16 protein-coding genes are annotated in these 22,271 nt (G+C 73.1%); 3 read left to right on the top strand and 13 right to left on the bottom strand.

The features are described 5' to 3' along the window. The 13 genes from ftsZ to mraZ all read right to left on the bottom strand — a co-directional run bounded on the left by ftsZ (position 1) and on the right by mraZ (position 17,152). Positions 1-1,440: a cell division protein FtsZ gene (ftsZ, locus tag ABEA24_RS14025; protein WP_345431204.1), complete on the bottom strand. Its 1,440-nt coding sequence runs from the start codon at positions 1,438-1,440 to the stop codon at positions 1-3. Between the two features lie 325 nt (positions 1,441-1,765). After that, positions 1,766-2,653 (bottom strand): cell division protein FtsQ/DivIB, encoded by an 888-nt coding sequence (locus tag ABEA24_RS14030; RefSeq protein WP_345431205.1) that lies wholly within the window; start codon positions 2,651-2,653, stop codon positions 1,766-1,768. Between the two features lie 190 nt (positions 2,654-2,843). Then, positions 2,844-4,241: a UDP-N-acetylmuramate--L-alanine ligase gene (gene murC / locus ABEA24_RS14035; protein ID WP_345431206.1), complete on the bottom strand. Its 1,398-nt coding sequence runs from the start codon at positions 4,239-4,241 to the stop codon at positions 2,844-2,846. Continuing rightward, the gene (gene murG, locus ABEA24_RS14040) at positions 4,238-5,335 is read right to left on the bottom strand and encodes an undecaprenyldiphospho-muramoylpentapeptide beta-N-acetylglucosaminyltransferase (RefSeq protein WP_345431207.1); all 1,098 of its coding nucleotides are present in this window, start codon (positions 5,333-5,335) and stop codon (positions 4,238-4,240) included. The genes murC and murG overlap by 4 nt, the downstream gene beginning before the upstream one ends. A gap of 45 nt (positions 5,336-5,380) precedes the next feature. Further along, complete coding sequence (ftsW, locus tag ABEA24_RS14045) at positions 5,381-6,634, bottom strand: putative lipid II flippase FtsW (RefSeq protein WP_345431208.1); 1,254 nt, start codon at positions 6,632-6,634, stop codon at positions 5,381-5,383. Positions 6,635-6,805: 171 nt separating this feature from the next. After that, positions 6,806-8,212, bottom strand: a complete 1,407-nt coding sequence (gene murD / locus ABEA24_RS14050) for a UDP-N-acetylmuramoyl-L-alanine--D-glutamate ligase (RefSeq protein WP_345431209.1) — start codon at positions 8,210-8,212, stop codon at positions 6,806-6,808. Further along, positions 8,197-9,255 carry a phospho-N-acetylmuramoyl-pentapeptide-transferase gene (gene mraY, locus ABEA24_RS14055; protein WP_345431210.1) on the bottom strand — a complete coding sequence of 353 codons (1,059 nt, stop codon included), beginning with the start codon at positions 9,253-9,255 and terminating at the stop codon, positions 8,197-8,199. Before mraY ends, murD begins: the two co-directional genes overlap by 16 nt. Next, entirely contained in the window at positions 9,252-10,649 is a 1,398-nt protein-coding gene (locus ABEA24_RS14060) for a UDP-N-acetylmuramoyl-tripeptide--D-alanyl-D-alanine ligase (RefSeq protein ID WP_345431211.1), read from the bottom strand. The genes mraY and ABEA24_RS14060 overlap by 4 nt, the downstream gene beginning before the upstream one ends. A gap of 120 nt (positions 10,650-10,769) precedes the next feature. Continuing rightward, on the bottom strand, positions 10,770-12,302 hold the full coding sequence (locus ABEA24_RS14065; protein WP_345431449.1) for a UDP-N-acetylmuramoyl-L-alanyl-D-glutamate--2,6-diaminopimelate ligase: 1,533 nt from the start codon (positions 12,300-12,302) through the stop codon (positions 10,770-10,772). Between the two features lie 47 nt (positions 12,303-12,349). Beyond that, on the bottom strand, positions 12,350-14,113 hold the full coding sequence (locus tag ABEA24_RS14070) for a peptidoglycan D,D-transpeptidase FtsI family protein (RefSeq protein ID WP_486303922.1): 1,764 nt from the start codon (positions 14,111-14,113) through the stop codon (positions 12,350-12,352). A 221-nt stretch (positions 14,114-14,334) separates the two neighbouring features. After that, a complete protein-coding gene (ftsL, locus tag ABEA24_RS14075; RefSeq protein ID WP_345431212.1) occupies positions 14,335-15,327 on the bottom strand; it encodes a cell division protein FtsL in 993 nt (330 codons plus the stop codon). Beyond that, a complete protein-coding gene (rsmH, locus tag ABEA24_RS14080) occupies positions 15,324-16,391 on the bottom strand; it encodes a 16S rRNA (cytosine(1402)-N(4))-methyltransferase RsmH (RefSeq protein WP_345431213.1) in 1,068 nt (355 codons plus the stop codon). The genes ftsL and rsmH overlap by 4 nt, the downstream gene beginning before the upstream one ends. A 329-nt stretch (positions 16,392-16,720) precedes the next feature. Further along, positions 16,721-17,152, bottom strand: coding sequence for a division/cell wall cluster transcriptional repressor MraZ (gene mraZ, locus ABEA24_RS14085; protein ID WP_345431214.1), 432 nt, complete (start codon positions 17,150-17,152; stop codon positions 16,721-16,723). Positions 17,153-17,642: 490 nt separating this feature from the next. Between mraZ and ABEA24_RS14090 the strand changes: the two genes are divergently transcribed. The 3 genes from ABEA24_RS14090 to ABEA24_RS14100 are packed head-to-tail and all read left to right on the top strand — an operon-like array spanning position 17,643 to position 22,229. Continuing rightward, positions 17,643-18,620, top strand: coding sequence for an AAA family ATPase (locus ABEA24_RS14090; RefSeq protein WP_425551186.1), 978 nt, complete (start codon positions 17,643-17,645; stop codon positions 18,618-18,620). A gap of 1 nt (position 18,621) precedes the next feature. Beyond that, positions 18,622-19,857, top strand: a complete 1,236-nt coding sequence (locus tag ABEA24_RS14095; protein ID WP_345431215.1) for a DUF58 domain-containing protein — start codon at positions 18,622-18,624, stop codon at positions 19,855-19,857. Beyond that, positions 19,854-22,229 carry a transglutaminase TgpA family protein gene (locus ABEA24_RS14100; protein WP_345431216.1) on the top strand — a complete coding sequence of 792 codons (2,376 nt, stop codon included), beginning with the start codon at positions 19,854-19,856 and terminating at the stop codon, positions 22,227-22,229. The genes ABEA24_RS14095 and ABEA24_RS14100 overlap by 4 nt, the downstream gene beginning before the upstream one ends. Positions 22,230-22,271: the final 42 nt, after the last annotated feature.

Consider the following 22,271-nt stretch of genomic DNA (forward strand, 5'->3'; position numbering starts at 1 on the left):
CTACTTCAGGAAGTCCGGGACGTCCAGGTCGTCGTCCTCGTCGAAGACGACGGGGCGGCGGCGGACCGGATCGGAACCGAGGCGCGCCGCGGTCGGCTCGGTGGCCGGCCGCGGCACCTTAGGGCGCGCCGCCGCCTCGCCGGAGGCCGGACGCGGCGGCGTCGTGCCGGTCGGGCCCTCGGCCGGCTTGTCGGCCGAGGACTCGGGCTTGGCGGCCTCCGGCTTGGGCGGGTCCGCCTTCGGCTGGTCCTGCTTCGCCTCGGCCGGCTTGGCCTCCCCCATGCCGGGCTCCCGGTGCGGAGCGGGCGGGGCCGACGCCGGCAGCGGGGCGGGCGTCGGCGCGGGGACCGCGGCGACGCGGGGCGGCACCGGTGGTGGCGGCGACGGTGGCGTCACCGGGCGTGGCGGGGTCACGTGCGGTGGTGGCGCGGCCGGGCGGCCCGGTGGCGACATCCGCTTGGGCTCCGCCTGGGGCGCCGGGGCGTTGTGCGGCCGGATCTCGTCGAAGCCCGCGGCGATCACGGTCACCCGGACCTCGTCGCCCAGGGCGTCGTCGATGACCGCGCCGAAGATGATGTTCGCGTCGGGGGCCGCGGCGTTCGACACGAGCTGCGCCGCCTCGTTGATCTCGAAGAGCCCGAGGTCGGACCCGCCGGAGATCGACAGCAGGACGCCGTGGGCGCCGTCGATGCTGGCCTCCAGCAGCGGGCTGGAGATCGCCATCTCGGCGGCGGCGACCGAGCGGTCGTCCCCGCGCGCGGAGCCGATGCCCATGAGCGCGGAGCCGGCCCCCGACATGACCGACTTGACGTCGGCGAAGTCCAGGTTGATCAGGCCCGGCGTGGTGATCAGGTCGGTGATGCCCTGAACACCGGAGAGGAGCACCTGGTCGGCCGCCTTGAACGCGTCGAGCACGCTGACCTGGCGGTCGGAGATCGACAGCAGCCGGTCGTTCGGGATGACGATCAGCGTGTCGACCTCGTCGCGGAGCGTCTCGATGCCGGCCTCGGCCTGCATCGCGCGCCGCTTGCCCTCGAAGCTGAAGGGACGGGTCACCACGCCGATCGTGAGGGCGCCCAGGGACCGGGCGATGTTGGCCACCACCGGAGCGCCTCCGGTGCCGGTGCCGCCGCCCTCGCCCGCGGTCACGAAGACCATGTCGGCGCCCTTGAGCACCTCCTCGATCTCCTCCCGGTGATCCTCGGCGGCCTTCCGCCCGACATCGGGGTTGGCGCCCGCGCCGAGGCCACGGGTGAGCTCACGGCCGACGTCGAGCTTGACGTCGGCGTCGCTCATCAGCAGCGCCTGGGCATCCGTGTTGATCGCGATGAACTCGACACCCTTGAGCCCCTCTTCGATCATCCGGTTGACGGCGTTGACGCCGCCGCCGCCAATGCCGACGACCTTGATGACCGCCAGGTAATTCTGCGGTGCTGCCACGACGAGGGGCCCTTCCGCTCGCTCTATCGAACCGGCCGGCGTGACACCGCTCCGGTGTTTCTTACTGAAGTCACGTACATTGTTGGGCCGGAACCCTCACCCTCAAGTTGAGACTTAGAGTTATGTCAACCTAGGGCTGATACGGACAGTAGGGGCGCCCCACTGCAGGGTCAACTAACCCGGCCCTGAGCACACCGGCGTGTCGCGCGACACCCCAGACATCCCATTTCATCCGATCCGGTGCGCGCCGTTCCCACCCGCCGCGCGAAGACAAGTGTCCCGCGCCGGAGGATCGTTCGCTACTCGGCCGCGACCGCCGCCCCCGTCACCTCGTGGTGACGACCTCCGGAGAGCTGACATCGATCGTCCCCACCCCCCGCTGTGGCGACTCGCTCAGCAGGCCGTGCAGCAGCCGGAGCTTCTCCGGACCGCGCTCCGGCGCGCCCCAGACGACCGTGACCCCGTCCTGCAGCCGCAGCGTGACCGCCTCCGGTGACAGGACCTCCACGCCGACCACCCGCCGCCCGAACCACGAGGGCAGGGCACGCACGACGGCCAGACCGGCGCGCAGCGCCGGATCGCTCTGCGTGGGATTCGCCACGTCCAGCACCGGCAGCCCCCGCGGGCGGGCCGCGGACGTGAGCACCGTCACCCCGTACCGATCGATCTGGAGGAACCGGTTGTCGTGCTGGGCCACGACGATCGGCGTCCGCTCCCGCACGACGATCCGGACGGTGGTCGGCCACCGCCGCTCCACACGGACCGTCTCGACCGCCTGAACCCCCTCCACCCGGTCGCGGACGACGTCGGTGTCGAGCCTGGCCATGGGCTCGCCCAGCCGCACCCCCGCCGCGGCGAGCACCTCGGCGCGCGGGACGAGCCGCTCCCCCGTGACGTCGATCCGCCGGACGACGAGCAGCCGGGACCCCAGCAGGACCCACGTCGCCGTGCCGAGCACCGCCGCGACGAAGAGCCCGACGAACAGGACCTTCCACCGGCTCGTGCGCCGGCGGGACGGCGTCCGGTCCGCCGCCTCCACGCCCGAACCGGACGCGCCGGTACGGGACGCGCCCGCGCCGGATGAACCCGTACCGGACGCGCCCATGTCGGTCGAGCCGGTATGGGACGTGCCCGTGCCGGGCGAGGCCGCACCTGGCGTGTCCTCCGAGAAAGGACCGTCTCCCGATCCCCGCGACGTGCCGTCGGGGTCCATGGTCGCGCCTCCTCACTCGCTCCAGGCGGCACCGGACGCGCCGCGCGGAACGCGCCCGAGACCTCGCGACCACGACGGGCCCGGTCGCCATGGGTCCTCTCCGGGGCCGGAGCCCCGGGAATCCCCGGCGGACAGGGGCGCGTCGCCGCCGTACGGCCCTGGGCGTCGCGAGGCCGCCGGAACCGGTCGCTCAGGCGCCGAGCAGCCGCAGGATCTCCGGGCCGAGCCGGGTCACGTCTCCGGCACCCATGGTGATGATGACGTCCCCGGGGGCCGCCATGGCCGCGACACGCCCGGCCACCGCGCTTTCGTCCGGCTCGTACGTGACGCGTCCGTGCGGGACGGCCTTGGCCACGAGCTCGCCCGTCACCCCGGGGATGGGGTCCTCGCGGGCCGGGTAGACGTCCAGGACGACCGCCTCGTCGGCGAGCCCGAGCGCGGCGCCGAACTCGGTGGCGAAGAACTGCGTGCGGCTGAACAGGTGCGGCTGGAAGACCGCGACGATGCGGCCGCCGCCGAGCTGCTCGACGTAGTCGCGGGTGGCGCGCAGGTCGGCGGCGAGCTCGGTCGGGTGGTGGGCGTAGCTGTCGAAGACCCTGACGCCCTTGACCTCGCCCTTCGGCTCGAGCCGGCGCCGCGCCCCGCCGAAGCCGGCCAGCCCCTCGGCGACCCTGGCGGCGTCGACGCCCAGCTCGACGGCCACGGCGTACGCCGCCGCGGCGTTCTGGGCGTTGTGGCGGCCCGGCACCGCCAGCTCGAAGTCGCGCCCGGTCACGGTGAACCGCGAACCGAGCCCACGGGGGGCGAATCCCTCGACGCGGTAGTCGGCGTCGGCGGCCTCCCCGTAGGTCCGCACGGTGAGGCCGCGGCGGACGCCGGTCTCGCCCAGCGCGCGGGCCCCGGGGTCGTCGGCGCACACGACGAGCAGGCCGCCCGTCTCGATCCGCCCGACGAAGTCGGCGAAGGTCTCCTTGACCTTCTCGAATCCGCCGTAGTTGTCCAGGTGGTCGGCCTCGACATTGGTCACGATCGCGGCGTGCGGCGTGAACATGAGGAACGACCCGTCGCTCTCGTCCGCCTCCGCGAGGAACAGGTCCCCCGAGCCCTCCCCGGCTCCCAGGCCGGTGGTGACGAGCTGGCCGCCGATGCAGTACGACGGGTCGGCCCCGGCGTGCTGCAGGGCGACGGTCAGCATCGACGTGGTCGTGGTCTTGCCGTGGGTGCCGGCCACGGCCACGGCGCGGCGGTCCGCCATCAGCGACGCGAGCGCCGCGGCGCGGTGCAGCACGCGCAGGCCGCGCTCGCGGGCGGCGGCCAGCTCCGGGTTCGTCTCGCGGATGGCGGTGGAGACGACCACGGTGGCGGCGTCGCCGACGTGCTCGGCGGCGTGCCCGACGTACGTCGTCGCGCCGAGCTCGCGCAGCTCGGTCAGCAGCTCGGAGTCCTTGGCGTCGCTGCCGGAGACCGGGATGCCGCGGCCCAACATGATCCGGGCGATCCCGGACATGCCGGCGCCGCCGAGCCCGACGAAGTGGACCTTGCCCAGACGGTCGGCGGGAACGATCTCCACCGGCGTGACGAGACTCATGACTGGATTCCCTGGGACTGGGCGACGACGCGGGCGACCATGCGGGCCAGGGCGACGTCGGCGTCCCGCCGGCCCATCCGGGCGGCGGCCTCGGACATCGTGGCGACCTGATCTGGTGCGCCGAGGATGGGGAGCACGTTGGCGCGGATCCAGTCGGCGGTCAGCTCACCGTCCTCGACGAGCAGCCCGCCACCGCCCTGGACGATCGGCTCGGCGTTGAGCCGCTGCTCGCCGTTGCCGATCGGCAGCGGGACGTACGCCGCGGGCAGGCCCACGGCGGTCAGCTCGGCGCAGGTGATGGCGCCGGCCCGGCACATGGCGAAGTCGGCCGCGGCGTACGCGAGGTCCATGCGGTCGCAGTACGGCAGCATGATGTAGGCGGGGTCGTCGGGCGTGAACTCCGGCTCCGCGAGGTTCTTCGGGCCGACGATGTGCAGGATCTGGATGCCGGCCTGCCTGAGCTGCGGCACGGCCTCCCCGACGGCGCGGTTGAGCGAGCGGGCGCCCTGGGAGCCGCCGAAGACCAGCAGCGTCGGCAGGTCGGAGCGCAGGCCGAAGTGGGCCCGCGCCTTGTCGCCCATGCCGAGCCGGTCGAGGGTGGCGATCTCCCGGCGCAGCGGGATGCCGACGATCTCGGCGTTCGAGAGCGGCGTGTCGGGCGCGGCGACCGCGACGTGGTCGGTGAAGCGGGCGCCGAGGCGGTTGGCCAGGCCCGGCCGCGGGTTCGCCTCGTGCACGATGATGGGGATCTTCCGGCGCCGCGCGGCGAGGTAACCGGGGGTCGCGACGTAGCCGCCGAACCCGACGAGCACGTCGGCCTGCGTGCGGTCGAGGATGGCCGCCGCCGCGTTGATCGCGCCGGCGAGCCGGCCGGGCACCGTCAGCAGCCGGGGCGTGAGGGTGCGGGGCAGCGGCACGGGAGGGATCAGGGCGAGCTCGTAGCCCCGCTGGGGTACGAGACGGGTCTCCAGGCCCCGCTCGGTGCCCAGGCAGGTCACCTGCACGCCGGGGTCCTCCCGGCGCAACGCGTCGGCAAGGGCCAGGGCGGGTTCGATGTGTCCGGCTGTGCCACCACCGGCCAGGACAACCCTCATGCTCGCGCTCCTGATCATTCTCGCTCCGTCACGGGTTCGACACCCTCAGCGCTTTGCCAGGCCCAGCCAGCTTAGAGCCATTACAGCCGGTCCCGGACCACGTGCGGCGAGGGCCTGCCGGGCTCCGGGCTCGCGTTTCGCGAACGACAGCAGCATGCCCAGGACGAACAACGTCGGGATGAGGGCGGACCCACCGTACGACACCAGAGGCAGCGGAATGCCGGTAATGGGCAGGACGCCGATCACCGCGCCGATGTTGATGATGGCCTGGACGATCAGCCACGCGGTCGCCCCGGCCGCGGCCAGCCGCATGAAGGGGTCCTTGACCCGGCGGGCGATCCGCAGCCCCGCGTACGCGAGCAGGCCGAACAGCCCGAGGACGATGAGCGTGCCGATCAGGCCGAGTTCCTCGCCGATGATGGCGAAGATGAAGTCGGTCTCCGGGTGCGGCAGGTAGTTCCACTTCGCCCGGCCCTCGCCGAGGCCGGTGCCGAGCAGCCCGCCCGAGGCGATGGCGTAGAGCCCCTGGATCCCCTGGTAGTTGATGGTCAGCTGGTTGCCGGACTGGTCGAGGAAGCCGGTCAGCCGCGTCATGCGGTACGGCTCGACGACGATGAGGATGGCGACCAGGACGCTGGTCACACCGGCCATGCCGACGAACAGCCGGCCCGGCGCGCCCACGACCCACAGCAGCGACAGGAAGATCGTCAGCAGCACCACGGTGGTGCCGAGGTCGCTGCCGAGCATGACGAACAGCACGAGGACCCCGGCGCCCGGCAGGAGAGGGATCAGCAGCTGCCGCCAGTCGGTGAGCTGCCGCAGCTTCTCCTTGCGGGCCAGCAGGTCGGCGCCCCACAGCACCAGGGCCAGCTTGGCCGGCTCCGACGGCTGCAGCTGGAAGGGCCCGCCGAAGCTGATCCAGCGCTGCGCGCCGTTGGCGCTCTGCCCGAGGCCGGGGATCAGTACCACCATGAGGGCCAGCGCCGACAGCAGCATCAGCGGATAGGCGATCGTCCGGAACATCTTCGGAGGCATCCGCCCCGCGACCCACATCAGCGGCAGGCCGATGCCGACCCACAGCGCCTGCCTCTCGAACAGGCTGAAGGCCGACCCGGTGTCCTGGTACTGCTTGATGCTCGACGCCGACAGCACCATGACGATGCCGAGCGCGAGCAGCAGCAGGGAGCTGCCGAGCACCAGGTAGTAGGAGGTGAGCGGGCGGTCGAGCAGGCCGGCCACACCGGACGCCCAGGCGCGCGGCCCCGACCGCGGCTCTTCCTCGTCGTAGACCGCGCTCACGGTCGGCTCACCCTCCTCGGAGACCCGGCCCCTCGCTCGTCCCGAGTACTCCCCGAACCGTCGTCGGCCCCGCTCACGATCGAATCACGCCCCTCGGAAACCCGGCCTGCGGCTCACCCCCGAGCCACCGGCCACGGTCGGCTCACTCTGCTCGGAAACCCGCCGCGTCGCTCATCCCGGGAGCCGCCGGACGGACGCGGCGAACGCCTCACCGCGTGCCGGGTAGCCGGCGAACATGTCGAACGACGCCCCGACGGGCGCGAGCAGGACGGTGTCCCCCGGCCGGGCCAGGCGAGCCGCCTCGGTCACGACGCGATCCATGGCACCAGTGTCGGTGTCGGCGACGTCGACGACCGGGACATCCGGGGCGTGTCGCGCGAGTGCCTCGGCGATCCGCCCGCGTTCGGCGCCCATGAGGACGACGCCCCGCAGCCGCTCGGCGCAGGAGAGTACGAGCTCGTCCACGTCGGCGCCCTTGAGGAGCCCGCCGGCGATCCAGACGATCGAGCGGAACGCCGCCAGGGAGGCGGCCGCCGCGTGCGGGTTGGTCGCCTTGGAATCGTTGACGTAGTCGACGTCGCCCACGGTCGCGATGTGCTCGATGCGGTGCGGGTCCGGCCGGAACCGCCGCAGTCCCTCGCCGACCGCCTCGGGCGGCACGCCGTACGCGCGGGCCAGCGCCCCCGCCGCGAGGGCGTTGGCGACGTTGTGCGGGGCGAACGGCCGGACGTCGGAGAGCTCGGCGAGCTCCGCCGCCTCGCGTACGGGGTCGGCGGTGAAGGCCCGGTCGACGAGGAGGTCCTCGACGACGCCGAGCCGGCCGGGGCTTGGCATGCCGAGCGTGAAGCCGACGGAGCGCTCGGCGCGCTCCCCGAGGCGTACGGACCACTCGTCGTCGGCGTTGACCACGGCGAGCGTGCCGGGGCCGAAGATCTTTCCCTTGGCGGCGGCGTACTCCTCGAGGGAGCCGTGCCAGTCGATGTGGTCGGGCGCGACGTTGAGCACGGTCGCGGCGAGCGGCCGGATCGAGCTCGACCAGTGCAGCTGGAAGCTGGACAGCTCCACGGCCAGCACGTCGTACGGCTCCGGCCCCGCGCCGTCGGCGCCGGCGACGACCTCGACGATGGGGGTGCCGACGTTGCCGACCGCGATCGTCCGGTGGCCCGCGGCCTCGAGCATCTGGGCCAGCATGCGCACGACGGTGGTCTTGCCGTCGGTGCCGGTGACGGCCAGCCAGGGCGGGGCGTCCGGCCCGCGCAGCCGCCAGGCCAGCTCGACCTCGCCGATGACCTCGAGGCCGGCCTTGGCGGCGGTCTCGAGCAGCGGGGCCGTGGGGCGCCAGCCGGGCGAGGTGACGACCAGGTCGGTCTCCGGCGGCAGGGTGTCGCCGTCGCCCAGGCGCGTCGTGACGCCCGGCAGGGCGGCCTCGGCGCGCAGGGCCTCGTCGTCGCGCGCGTCGACGAGCGTGACGTCGGCACCGCGGGCGGCCAGGACGCGGGCGGCGGCGCGGCCGGACAGTCCGGCGCCCGCGACGCACACCCGCAGCCCCTTCCAGGCGGTCATCAGTTCGGCATCCATTCGAGGTAGAACAGCGACAGGCCCGCCCCCACGCACAACAGGGAGATCAGCCAGAACCGCACGACGATCGTCGTCTCGGCCCAGCCGGACAGCTCGAAGTGGTGCTGCAGCGGCGCCATCTTGAAGACGCGTTTCCTGGTCAGCTTGAACGACCCGACCTGGATGATCACGGACAGCGTGATGAGGACCGGCAGCCCGCCGAGGATGATGAACAGCAGCTCGGTGCGCGTCATCACGGCCAGGCCGACGATCACGCCGCCGAGGCCGAGCGAGCCGGTGTCGCCCATGAAGATCCGGGCCGGCGGCGCGTTCCACCACAGGAACCCGACGAGGGCGCCGAGCACCGCGGAGGCGACGACCGCCGTGTCGAGCGGATCGCGCACGGTGTAGCAGTTCTGCGCGAGCCCGGCGTAGAAGCAGCTGTTGCGCAGCTGCCAGTTACCGATCAAGACGTACGCGCCGAGCACTGTGCCGACCGCACCGCCGGCGAGGCCGTCGAGGCCGTCGGTGAGGTTCACCGCGTTGGACGTACCGGCGATCATGATCAGTGCCCAGAACACGAAGAGATACGGGCCGATCGAGGGCCCGAAATCGCGCAGGAAGGACAGGTGCGTGGTGGCCGGTGTGGCGAAGTACGCGTTGGGGAACCGCAGCGACGCCAGCGCGAAGACGACTCCGATGATGATGATGCCGATCATCTTCGCGCCGCTGCGCAGGCCCAGGCTGCGCTGCTTGAAGACCTTGATGTAGTCGTCGACGAACCCGACCATGCCCAGGCCGGTCATCAGGAACAGCACGAGCAGGCCGGACACCGTGGGCGGGGTCGCCGTCACCGCGTGGGCGACGAAGTACCCGATGAGCGAGGCGACGATGAACACGGTGCCGCCCATCGTGGGCGTGCCCCGCTTGCTCAGGTGCGCCTGGGGCCCCTCCTCACGGATCATCTGGCCGTACCCGAGACGGCGGACCACGCGGATCCACACCGGCGTGCCGAGCAATCCGATGATCAGGGACAGGGCCGACGCGACCAGGATGGTCCTCACGCTTCGTGCCCCCCTTCGGACATCTCCAGCACTGCCTGGGCGACCTTCTCCAGCCCGGCGACGCGCGAGCCCTTCACCAGCACGACGTCACCCGGCCGCAGTCTCTCGCCCAACACGGCCACCGCCGCGTCGGCATCCTCGACCCGCACGCCTTCTCCCGTCCATGACCCCACTTGTCCAGCACCTTCCAGCACGGACGCGGCGGTCTCGCCGACGGCGATCAGGCCCGCCAGGCCGCCCCGCGCCGCGTGGGTACCGATCCTCTCGTGCTCACTCACCGTCGCCGCACCCAGCTCCGCCATTTCGCCGAGCACGGCGAAGGCGCGCCGGTCGCGGGCCATGTGAACGAGGGTGTCCAGCGCCGACCGCACCGACTCGGGGTTGGCGTTGTAGGCGTCGTTGATCACGGTCACGCCGTCGGAGCGCTCGGTCACCTCCATCCGCCAGCGGCTCGCCGGGGTCGCCTCCGACAGGGCCTCAGCGATGTCCGCGACGGGCATGCCGAGCTCGTGGGCGACGGCGGCCGCGGCGAGCGCGTTGCTCACCGTGTGCGCGCCGTACAGCCGGAGCGCGACGTCGGCCGATCCCTCCGGGGTGACCAGGGTGAACCGCGGGCGGCCCGCGTCGTCGAGGGACTCGGCCGTGGCGCGCACGTCCGCCTCCGGCACGCGGCCGAACAGCGTGATCCGCGCCGAGGTGCGGGCGGCCATGGCCCGGACGAGCGGGTCGTCGGCGTTGAGGACGGCCACGCCTTCGGGCGACAGCGCCTCGACGAGCTCGCCCTTGGCCTTCGCGACGACCTCGCGGCTGCCGAACTCCCCGATGTGGGCGCTGCCGACGTTGAGGACGACGCCGATGTCCGGCGGCGCGACGCGCGCGAGGTGGGCGATGTGCCCGATCCCCCGCGCGCCCATCTCCAGGACGAGGTAGCGGGTGCTCTCGTCGGCGCGCAGCACGGTGAGCGGGTGGCCGATCTCGTTGTTGAACGACCCGGGTGGCGCGACGGCCGGGCCGAGCCGGCCGGTGAGCCACGCCATGAGGTCCTTGGTCGAGGTCTTGCCCGCCGAGCCCGTGACGCCGATCACGGTGGTGTCGGGAAGCCGCTCCACCACCGCGCGGGCGAGCGCGCTCAGGGCGGCCAGGACGTCGTCGACGATGATCGCGGGAACGCCGACGGGCCGCTCGGCGAGCACGGCCGCCGCGCCCGCCTCGACCGCCTGCGCGGCGAAGTCGTGCCCGTCCGCGTGCTCGCCCCGGAACGCCACGAACAGCGTCCCGGGCTCGGCCTTGCGCGAGTCGATGACGACCGGTCCGCTCACGACCGTCTCAGGGGACGCACCGTCCATCCTCCCCCGGGTGATCTCCGCGATCCTCGCGAGCGAGAGTGGGATCAAGTCTGCTCCTTGCCGGATGTCCGAATGGTCGGTCGTTGCGGGGGCACACCGACGCCGCCCCGCGTCTCATACGCGCGTGAGGCGTACGGCGGCCGCCCGTTGACGGCGCGCCGCGCGCGCTCAGTGGTCATCTCGTCTCTCCAGGCGCTCGCGCAGGGCGCGGCGCAGAACCTCGCGGTCGTCGAACGGGAGAACCGAGCCGCCGACATACTGCCCCTGTTCATGACCTTTGCCGGCGATGACGACGACGTCGCCGCGCCGGGCCCGGCCGGCCGCGAGGGCGATCGCCGCCGCCCGGTCGGGCTCCACGACGACGTGGGCCCGGTCGTTCTCCGGCACGGTGAGTATCCCCCCGACCATAGCGTTGAGGATGGCCCAGGGGTCCTCGGACCGCGGGTTGTCGTTCGTCAGGACGACGACGTCGGCGAGACGCGTCGCGAGTTCTCCCATGACGGGACGTTTGCCGGCGTCCCGGTCACCGCCGCAGCCCAGCACGATGATCAGCCGTCCGTCGTCGGCGACGAGCGGCCGGAGGGTCTCCAGGACCGCCTGGACCGCTCCGGGCTTGTGGGCGTAGTCGACGAGGGCGGCGAAGTCCTGGCCCTCGTCGACGCGCTCCAGCCGGCCGGGGACCCCCGCAACGCCGGCGACGCCCCGCACCGCGATCTGCAGGGAGATCCCCGACTCGACGAGCGCCACGATCGAGCCGAGCGCGTTGGCGACGTTGAAGGGGCCGGGCAGCGGCACGCTCGCCTCGGCCTCCACACCGCCGGGGCCGACCACCCGGAAGTCGCTGCCGTCCGGCCGCAGCCGCACGTCTTCCGCCCGCCAGTCCGCGCCCGGGTCGCCGTCCGCGGAGAACGTCGTGACCGGGATCTTCGCGACCTGGGTGAGCCGCCGGCCCCAGGAGTCGTCGACGTTGACGACGCCGATCCGGGCGTACTCCGGGGTGAACAGCAGCGCCTTGGCGGCGAAGTAGTCCTCCATCGTCGGGTGGTAGTCCAGGTGGTCCTGGGAGAGGTTCGTGAACACGGCGATCTCGTAGCAGGCACCGCCGACCCGGCCGAAGTCCAGGGCGTGGCTGGAGACCTCCATGGCCGCCGCGGTCACGCCGCGCTCGCGCATCAGGGCGAACAGGCCGTGCAGGTCGGTCGCCTCCGGGGTGGTCAGCGCGCTCGGCAGCACCTCGCCGCCGACACGGATCTCGATCCCGCCGACCAGGCCCGTCTCGTGCCCCGCGGCCCGCAGCCCCGCCTCCAGCAGGAAGGTCGTGGTCGACTTGCCGCTCGTGCCGGTCACGCCCAGCAGGGTCAGGTCGCGCACCGGGTCGCCGTACACCCAGGAGGCCACGCGGCCCAGCACCGCGCGGGGGTCGTCCACGACGAGCACCGGCAGCCCCGACTTCTCGGCCCGGATCCGGCCCTCGCGGTCGGTGAGGATCCCGGTGGCGCCCGCCTCGGCGGCCTGCGCCGCGAACACGGCACCGTGGAAGCGGCTACCCGGAAGCGCGGCGTACAGGTCGCCCGGCAGGACCCTCCGGGAGTCGTGCGTCACGCCGGTGACCATCCCCCGCAGCGGCTCACTCCCCTCGCTCAGGCCGAGGAGGGTGGCGAGCCCGGACAGCGGGCGGGCGGGAACGGTCTTGGGTCGCATGAGATCGGGATCGGGTCTGTTGGACACGGCGGAGAGGGTACCGCCGGTCAGCGCTGGTCTGGGGAGATACGGATCTTCTGTGACCGGCCCGAGCTCGGCGGCACGCGCCGGCTCTGCAGCGCGAAGCTCATGATGTCCTTGAACACCGGAGCCGCCACCTCACCACCGTAGTAGCCGTTCTGCGGCTTCTGCAGCACGACCTCGACGACGAGCTGCGGGTCCTCCGCGGGGGCGAAGCCCACGAAGGTGGAGGTGTAACCCCCGCCCTGGTAGCAGCCGCAGCTCGGGTTGATCCGCTGGGCGGTGCCGGTCTTGCCCGCGACGCGGTAGCCGGGGATCTGCGCGGCGGGCGCGGTGCCCTCCTTGGTGGTGACCCCCTCGAGCATCTTGGTGAGCTCGGCGGCGGTGGTGCCGCTGATGACCCGGCGCTGCGCCGGCTTCGCGGCGGGCGTGACGTTGCCGCGGTCGTCCGTGGTGCCGGCGATCACGTTGGGGGTCACGCGGACCCCGTGGTTGGCGATCGTGGAGTAGACGCTGGCGACCTGCAGCGCGTTGACCGACACGCCCTGCCCGAACGCGATGGGGTAGCGGTCGGTGCCCCACCACTGGTTCGGCGGCTTGAGCAGGCCGGGGTTCTCGCCCGGCAGGCCGACACCGGTCTCCTCGGCGTACCCGAAGGCCCGCATGTACTGGTAGAGCTGGGTCTCGGTCAGCTTCTCGCTGGCCAGGATGGTGCCGACGTTGCTGGACTTGGCCAGGACGCCGCTGAAGGTGAGGCTCTCGGGCGCGTGCCGCTCGGAGTCGTGGAACGTCCGGTCGAGCCGCGTGACGTGGTCGGGCACGGTGAACACGGTGTCGGGTGTCACGTGCCCGACCTCCAGCGCCGCCGCCGCGGTGACCACCTTGCTCGTGCTGCCCGGCTCGAACCCGTCGCCGACCGCCCGGTCGCCCCAGTCGCCGGGCTTCCACTTCCAGTACGTGGCCGGGTCGAAGGTCGGTGCCGTCGCCATCGCGAGGACCTGCCCCGTCCGCGGATCCATGACGATGGCGGTGCCGCTCTGCGCCTTGGTCGCCTTGACCTGCTGGGCGATCGCCGCCTGGGCCTTCCACTGGATGTCCTGGTCGAGGGTGAGGCGCAGGCCCTTGCCGGGGATCGGCTTGCTCTGCTGGTCCTCGCCCATGGGGATGCGCTGGCCCTTCTCGCTCACCTCGACCTTCTGCCAGCCGCTGCGCCCCTTGAGCAGCTTGTTCATGCTGGACTCCAGGCCCGCGGCGCCGTCGTTCTGGGTGTTGACGAAGCCGGCGACGTTGGCGGCGAGCGAACCGCCCGGATAGATCCGGCGATACTCCTGCAGCGTGCCGATGCCGGTGAAGTCCATCTGCGTCACCATCCGGGCCTTGTCCGGCTCCACGTGGTGGATGAGCTCCCGGTAGTGGTCCATCTTCGACCGCGGGGTCAGCTTCTGCAGGAGCGTCGCGGGGTTCAGGCCGAACATCGACGCGAGCGTCGTGGCGATCTTGTTGCGGATGTTCGTCTTGTGCTTGGCCTCGTACTGCTGGATCAGCGACGGGTCCGCGTAGATCACCCGGGCGTCGACGGTCATCGCCAGCGGCTGCCCCGCGGCGAAGGTGATGGACCCGCGGACCGCCGGCAGGTCGATCCGGCTCAGCCGCTGCCGTACGGCCGCCTCGGCGTAGCCCTTGGACTCGATGCCCTGCAGCTGGACGAGACGCCCGGCGAACAGCGACAGCACGAACGCGACGAGCAGCAGGCCGACGTTCAGGCGCTTGATGGGGTCGCGGCGGACGATCCGGCGCCGCAGGAGCGTGCGGGGCCGCCGCGCCGCGGGCGGACGGCCGCCGCGGACGCGCCGGGCGCCCTGCGCCGGACCGGCGGCCCCCCGTGCGCCCGAACGCGCCGATGACGCCTGACCGCGGCCGCCCTGGCCCCGGCCGACCTGCCCGGGGCCACTCGTGCGGCGCGGGCCTCCGGGGGGTGAGGGTGCGGCCGGTCCGCGGCCGCGGCGCGAGGTCACCGCGTGCCGCCTCCGGTCCCGCCCGTCTGACGCGGCGCCGTCTTCGCATGCGGCGCCGTGCCGGCGGTCCGGCGCGGCGCCGTGGTGGTCCGGCGCGGTGGCGTGGGGTCGGCCGGGGGCACGAGCACGCCGGGCGCGCCGGTGACGGCCCCGGCCGCCGCGGCGGCCACCGCGTCATCGGACACGCCCTGCGGGCGGGCGCCGCCTTCGATCAGCCGTCCCGTGCGGGGGTCGATGAAGGCCGTGCCCTGCGGGTCCTTCATGTTGAGGCCGAGGGCCTTCTGGTGCAGCACCGCCGGGTCGTTCTCCTTGGCGATCTCCGCCTGGAGCGCCTGCTTGCGCTCGGCCAGCTGCCGGTTGTCGCGCTGGAGCTCGCTGAGCGTGAAGGCGTCCTGCGCCAGGACGGTGTTCAGCAGCAGGAGGCTGACGAGGGCGCCACCGAGCAGACCCACGATGACCAGGACGAACGGCGCGCGGGCGCGCGGCGGCGCGGGCTGCCGTGACGGCCGCCGCTGCGGGCGCGTCGCGGCACCGCCCTCGGCGGTCCGGCGCGTCGGCGTCCCGGTCGCCGTCCGGGCGGCCTTCGTCGCCGTGGCACTCGTCGCCGGCGTCGCGGTCTTCCGGCCGGTCGCCGGGGCGCCGGTCCTTCCGGCCGCGGTGCGGGCCGCCTTCGCCGAGGCGGCGCGGCGCGCGGTGGCAGTGCCGGTGGCCGCCGACCGCGAGGCCTCCTTGGCGCCGCCGGTCCGCGGCTTGCCGCGCTTGGCCGCGCCGGTGGCGCCCGTCCCCCGCGCGGTGGTGCGGCCGCCCTGCGTCTCCTTCGGCGCCGCCGCGGCGCCCTTCGGAGCCGCCCTGGCGCGCTTGTCGCGCGGCGGATCCGCCGTGTCCTTCGTCGTGGCACCGGCGTCCTTCGCGGCACCCGCGCGGGTGGACGCCTCGCCGCGACGGAGGCGGCGGCGCCGGGTCTCCGGCGGCGGAGTCGTGATGGTCATGCGATGCCTCCTGCTCCACTCCGCCCGCTCGGCGGTTCTTCACCGGGGGGCATCGCGCGGATGCCTCGCGGACGTCGCTCCTCCCGGATCCGCTCGGCGGCGCGCAGGCGTGCCGAGGCGGCCCTGGGGTTGGTCTCGGTCTCCTCGTCGGACGGCTGCTCCGCGCCCCTGGTGAGGAGGCGGAACCGGGGCTGCAGCTCCGGCAGCGGCACCGGAAGGTCCGGTGGGGTCGTGTCGGTGGTGCGCTCGGCCAGCGCGCGTTTGACGATCCGGTCCTCCAGCGAGTGGTAGGACAGGACGGCGATGCGCCCGCCGAGGGCCAGGGCGTCGAGGGCGGCGGGCACCGCGCGCTCGAGCGCGGCGAGCTCGCCGTTCACCTCCATGCGCAGTGCCTGGAAGGTGCGCTTGCCCGGGTGGCCTCCCGTACGACGCGAGGCGGCGGGAATGGCGCCGCGGACGACGTCGACGAGGCGGGCCGTCGACGTGAGCGGGGCGCGCCCCCGCTCACGGACGATCGCCTCGGCGACGCGCCGCGCGAACCGCTCCTCGCCGTAGTCGCGCAGGATGCGCGTCAGGTCGGCGATCGAGTAGGTGTTGACCACCTCTTCGGCGGTGAGCCGCTGGGTGCGGTCCATCCGCATGTCGAGCGGTGCGTCATAGGAGTAGGCGAAACCGCGCTCGGCCTCGTCCAGTTGCGGGGACGAGACCCCGAGGTCGAACAGGACGGCGTGCACCCGGCGGATGCCCAGCTCGTCCAGGACCCGGGGGATCTCGTCGTAGACGGCGTGCACGAGCGTGAACCGGCCGGCGTACGGCTCCAGGCGGCGCCCGGAACGCTCCAGCGCCGTCGTGTCGCGGTCGAGCCCGATGAGCCGCGCCCGCGGGTACGCGTCGAGAACGGCGATGGCGTGCCCGGCGAGGCCGAGGGTGGCGTCGATGTAGATCGCGTCCTCATCGGAGGGCACCGACAGGGCCGGGGCGAGCAACGCCAGAATCCGGTCGAGCATGACCGGCACATGGCCCTGCCTGCGCGAGCCCTCCTCGCGCTCATCGTCGCCGTGCATGAAACCCCCTCAGGACGCCACTGCTCGCGGACAGCGCTGACACCGCGTTCGCTGTCGCCCGTCACCCCTGAGAGAGAAAACAGATCAGGAACGATGTAGGCGGCCGGTGTGGCCGTCTGCCCCGTGGGAGACGCCACCCCTCATGCTCGGCGGCTCACCGCTCAATGGCTCAACGCCGGCCCCCGTCGGGGTTTCGTCCGGCCAGGTCCCCATCCGCTGCTCCGTGAGGAAGAGAGTTGTGCAACGGCCATCTGGCACCGGGGAAGGTGCGCCAGCTGGGAGCGGGTGGAGACCTCGCCGAACGAATACCGATCACCGGCGATGGTGCGTCAAAGAATCCCGGGCAGCACCTCCTCCGACAGGTCGGAGAACTGCTGTTCTTGGTCCGCCAGGTAGGTCTCCCACGCGGCGGCGTCCCAGATCTCCAAGCGCGTGTTGGCCCCGATGACGGCGCAGTCGCGGGTCAGGCCCGCGTAGCGCCGAAGCGGTTGCGGAATGGTGATCCGGCCCTGCTTGTCGGGGACCTCGTCCGAGGCGCTGGCGAAGAAGACCCGGCTGTAGTCCCGCACTGCCTTGGCGGTGACCGGTGCGGTGCGAAGCGCCTCGGTGATGCGCTGGAACTCGGCCTCAGGGAAGACGTAGAGGCAGCGTTCCTGGCCCTTCGTGATCACCAATCCCCCTGACAGCTCCTCGCGGTACTTCGCCGGCAGGAACAGTCGTCCCTTGTCGTCCAGGCGCGGTGAGTGAGTGCCGAGGAACATCGGCCCCCACCTCCCGCTTCGCGGGGGCGATGCGCCCTCCCCCACGGCGCCCCACTGTACTCCACTCTCCCCCACGGTCAACGACCAAAACACCGGTCACACGGCATCTCGCCGCGCGAATGGCCAGGTCAGAAGAGGGCGCCGTCGTGGGGTGTCAGAGGGGGCGTCAAAGCCGCCGGGCGCGTCGGTTCGGACCGCCGCGCGGGCCTCCGGAGCGGCCTCCGGGAGCGGTGGTGGGGGAAGTGGAGGAGCAGAGGGAAGGCGGCCATCACCGGAGGAGAGGAGCGAAGGGAACACGGCCCGTCACGGGCGGCGACGTGGACCCCTCCGGGACCCCCAAGACATCGCCGTGAACGGCCCTGACGACGTACTGTCAGTACCACACGGAATTGGTATGACCCAGTTACAGGTGACATATCGGGTGAGTGCCCGTCCGCGGGCGGTGGTGTGGCTATCCGCGCCCGCCGTTCGGGTGGCCGAGGAGGGGTAAGTGTCAGTAACCACGCACGACGGTGTTGGCGGCTTGGACGGGCTGGGCCAGATCTCGCAGAAGATCCTCGCGGCCATCGAGTCCGTCATCGAAGGGAAGCCCGACGTCGTACGGCTCGCGCTGACCGTCCTTCTCGCCGAGGGTCACCTGCTCATCGAGGACGTTCCGGGTGTCGGCAAGACGATGCTGGCGAAGGCGCTCGCCCGGTCGATCGACTGCTCGGTGCGCCGGGTCCAGTTCACGCCCGACCTGCTGCCGAGTGACGTCACCGGGGTCAGCGCCTACAACCAGGAGCGCCGGGAGTTCGAGTTCAAGCCGGGGCCGGTGTTCGCGAACATCGTCGTGGGCGACGAGATCAACCGAGCGTCGCCGAAGACGCAGTCCGCGCTGCTCGAGTGCATGGAGGAGCGGCAGGTCACGGTGGACGGCCACACCTACGCGCTGGACGCCCCCTTCATGGTCATCGCCACCCAGAACCCGGTGGAGATGGAGGGGACCTACCCTCTTCCGGAGGCGCAGCGGGACCGGTTCACCGCCCGGATCGCGATGGGGTATCCCGATCCCGGCGCGGAGCTGGAGATGCTCGACGTGCACGGCGGGCCGTCGCCGCTGGACCGGCTCCAGCCGGTCGCGCACGCCGCCGACGTCCGGTCGATGATCGAGGTCGTCCGCAAGGTGCACGTCGCCCCCGCGTTGCGCTCGTACGCCATCTCCCTGGTCACGGCCACCCGGGAGCATCCCGAGCTGCGCCTGGGCGCCTCGCCCCGGGCCACGCTTCAACTCGTCCGCGCCTCCCGCGCCTACGCCGCCCTCGACGAACGGGAGTACGTCCTCCCCGACGACCTGCAGCGTCTCGCGGTCCCCGTCCTCGCCCACCGGCTGCTGCCGACGGCCGACGCGCAGGTCCAGCGCCGCACGCCCGAGCAGGTCGTCGCCGAACTGGTCCAGCGCGTTCCGGTCCCCGGCCACCGGCGCTGACATGACGACACTCAGCGCGCTGACCACGCGCGGCCGGTCGTTCATGGCTGCGGGGATCACCGCCATCGTCTGCTCGTTCGTGCTGGGCGAGCGCGACCTGCTCCGCGCCGGCCTGCTGGTCCTGTCGCTCCCGCTCCTGTCCGTCCTCGTCGTCTCCCGGACCCGCTACCGGCTGACCTGCTCACGCCGGGCGTCCCCCGCCCGGTTCCCGGCGGGGCAGGAGGCGCAGGTGCACGTGCTGCTGGAGAACGTCTCCCGGCTGCCCACCGGGATCCTTCTCCTGGAGGACCAGGTGCCGTACACGCTGGGCGGACGGGCACGGTTCGTCATCGACCGGATCGAGCCGCACGGGGCGCGGGAGATGGCCTACCGGGTGCGCGCCGACGTCCGCGGCCGCTACCGCGTCGGACCGCTGACCGTACGTCTCGCGGACCCGTTCGGCCTCGTGGAGCTGGCGCGGTCGTTCTCGGCCGCGGACGCCATCACCGTCACCCCGCCGATCGTGCCCCTCCCTCCGGGCCGGCTGACCGGCTCGTGGACGGGCGGCGGCGAGAGCCGGGCCCGCATGGTCGCCAGCGCCGGGGAGGACGACGTCGCCCCGCGCGAATACCGCCACGGCGACGACCTGAGGCGGGTGCACTGGCGGTCGACGGCACGCCGCGGCGAGCTCATGGTGCGCCGCGAGGAACAGCAGTGGCAGACCAGCGCGACCCTCTTCCTCGACACCCGGCGCACGGCGCACTGGGGCGACGGGCCCGGGGCGACGTTCGAGCAGGCGGTCTCGGCGGCCGCCTCCATCGGGCTGCAGCTCGGTCGGGAGAACCTCGGCCTGCGGTACGTCACGGACGAGGGCGTCGCGCTCCCCCCGTCGGCGACGTTCGAGGGGGCGCTGCTCGACCTCCTCGCCGTCGTCCGTACGTCGACCGGCCGGTCGCTGCGGCCGGGCGTGACGGCCCTCCGCGAGGCCGCTGCCGCCGGCGACGGCCTCATCGTGGGCGTCTTCGGGCGGCTGACATCGGAGGACGCGCGGGAGGTGGCCCAGGCCAGGCGCGGGGCCGCCGCCTGCGTCGCGGTGATCGTCGGGGAAAGCGGCACGGGCCCCGAAGTTCTCCGGATGCTCCGGGTGGCGGGGTGGCGGGTGCTCACCGTCCCCTCGGCCGCCGCACTGGAGACGGCCTGGGCCGAGGCCGGTGGGTCCGCGGTCCTCGGTGAGCCGGATCGGACGGAGGCGCGATGAGGATACGTCTCACGATCGTGGCCTGCGTGGCGACGCTGCTCGCCTCGTTCGCGCTGTATCCGCTGTTCAAGACGGCGACGTGGTTCGGCAGCGGGCTCGGCGCGGTGCTGACCGTCGGTCTGGCGGGCGTGGTCACCCGGAGGCTGCGGCTGCCGATCCTGGCCTGTCTCGCGATCGGCCCGGCGGCACTGCTGATCTACCTGACGGTGCTGTTCGCGTCCGGTCCGGCGCTGCTCGGCGTCGTCCCCACCCCCGCGTCGATGTCGTACCTCGCCGCGCTGGTCCAGGACGGCTGGCAGGAGTCGTTCCAGTACGCCCCACCGGTGCCGGTGCTGCCCGGGGTCGAGCTGCTGAGCACCGGCGGCATCGGCCTGATCGCGTTCCTCGTCGACCTCCTGGCCGTACGGCTGCGCCGCGCGGCGCCCGCCGGGCTCCCCCTGCTCGCGATGTACGCCCTGCCGGCGAGGTTCCGCCAGGAGAGCGCGGGGTGGCTGGTCTTCCTGCCGGGCGCGGCCGGATACCTGGCGCTCCTCGTGACCGACGCCCGGGACCGGCTGTCCGGCTGGGGCCGCCCGATCTTCACCCGGCACTGGTCGGGCGAGAAGTTCGTGCACGACCGGCCCGACTCGAGCCCGCTGGCCGTCACCGGGCGGCGCATCGGGCTGACCGCCGTCGCCATCGCCCTCGTCGTCCCGCTCGCGGTGCCCGACGTCCACCCCCGCTGGCTGCCCGGCACCGGCGGGGACGGCGAGGGCGGACTCACCACCGTCACGACCCCGGACCCGCTCGTCAGTCTCAAACGCCAGCTGGTGCGCCAGGACGACGCCGTCGTCCTCACCTACCGCACCACCGACGGCCTGACCCCGGAGTACCTGCGGATGTACTCCCTGGACCGGTTCGACGGCGACGGCTGGACGTACTCCCCCATGCACGGGGACAAGAACGCGCGTGTCGACGGCAAGACCCTGCCCGAGGCACCGGGCCTGGGCGACAGTTCGATCCGCACGGTGAGTACCAGGATCGCCGTCGACTCGCACGTGCGCGGGATGAACGTGCTGCCGACCCCGTACCCGCCGACCAAGGTGGCGATCAAGGGCGACTGGCGCGTGGACGCCCCCTCACTGATGATCTTCTCGCTGCGCGACTCGGCCGGCGGGCGGACGTACACGGTGTCGAGTGTCCGCCCGACGCCCACGTACCAGCAGCTGGAGTCCACGGCGCCGGCCCCGGCCGACGTCGCGTCGCGCTACCTCGCGGTGCCCCGCGCGATCCCCCAGGACGTCGTGGCCCTGGCCAACCGGCTCACCGCCTCGGCGTCGACGCCGTACGACCGCGCCGTGAAGCTCCAGCAGTGGTTCGTCCGGCCGGGGAACTTCACCTACAGCCTCGACGCGCCGTCCCCGCGTAACGTCGGGGCGCTCCGCGACTTCCTGTTCACCAGCCGGACCGGGTACTGCGAACAGTTCGCGGCGTCGATGGCGCTGCTCGCGCGGATCGTCGGCATCCCCGCGCGCGTCGGCATGGGCTACACCGCGGGCACCCGGCGGCCGGACGGGAGCTGGATCGTCCGGACCAGGGACACCCACGCCTGGCCCGAGCTGTACTTCAGCGGCATCGGCTGGCTGCGGTTCGAACCCACCCCCGCGGGCGGCGGCGGCCAGGGCAGCGCGACCGTGCCGGACTACACCGCACCGCAGCTCCTGCCCGGCGCCCCGACCGGAGGGTCCACGAACCGGCTTCCCACGACCGGGCAGACGCCGGACGGCAGCTCGACCGGCGGCACCGGCACGGCCCCGCGCCACCGCCCCGACCCGGTGGACCGGAACGGCGCGGCCGGCGCGTTCCCCCCGCCCGACCACAGCGGCCCGCCGATCGGTCGGCTGCTCCTGCTTCTGGCCTTCGTCCTGCTGCTGGCGATCCCGGCGGCGCTGCACCGCCTCGCGCGCGTCCGCCGCTGGGCCCGGCCGACGTCCGACGCCCACGTCGCGCACGCGGCATGGGACGAGCTGAGGATCGCCGCCATGGACTTCGGGCTGCCCTGGCGGCCCGGGGACAGCCCGCGGGCCACGGCCCGGCGGCTCATGGAGGCGCAGCCCCTCGGCGAGGCGGCCGCGGACGCCCTCACCCGGCTCGTACGGGCCGAGGAAGTCGCGCGGTACGCCCCGGCGCCGGGCCCCGCCACGGGTCTGCGCGACGACGCGCGGGTCGTACGGACCGCGATCGCCGCCGGGGCGGGCCGTCGGCGCCGGTGGCGGGTCCGGCTACTGCCGCCGTCCTCGATCGCGCTCCTGCGTCACGGGGCCGGACAGGTGCTGGACGCCTTCGACCGGCTGGACTCCCTGACGCTGCGCCGCCGGCACTCCGCGAGCTGACCCGGCTCGTGATGGGGTGCGGCCGCTCTCCGGGCCCGGCGG

Source organism: Actinoallomurus vinaceus (assembly GCF_039542055.1).
In the GTDB taxonomy this organism is placed as follows: Bacteria; Actinomycetota; Actinomycetes; order Streptosporangiales; family Streptosporangiaceae; genus Actinoallomurus; species Actinoallomurus vinaceus.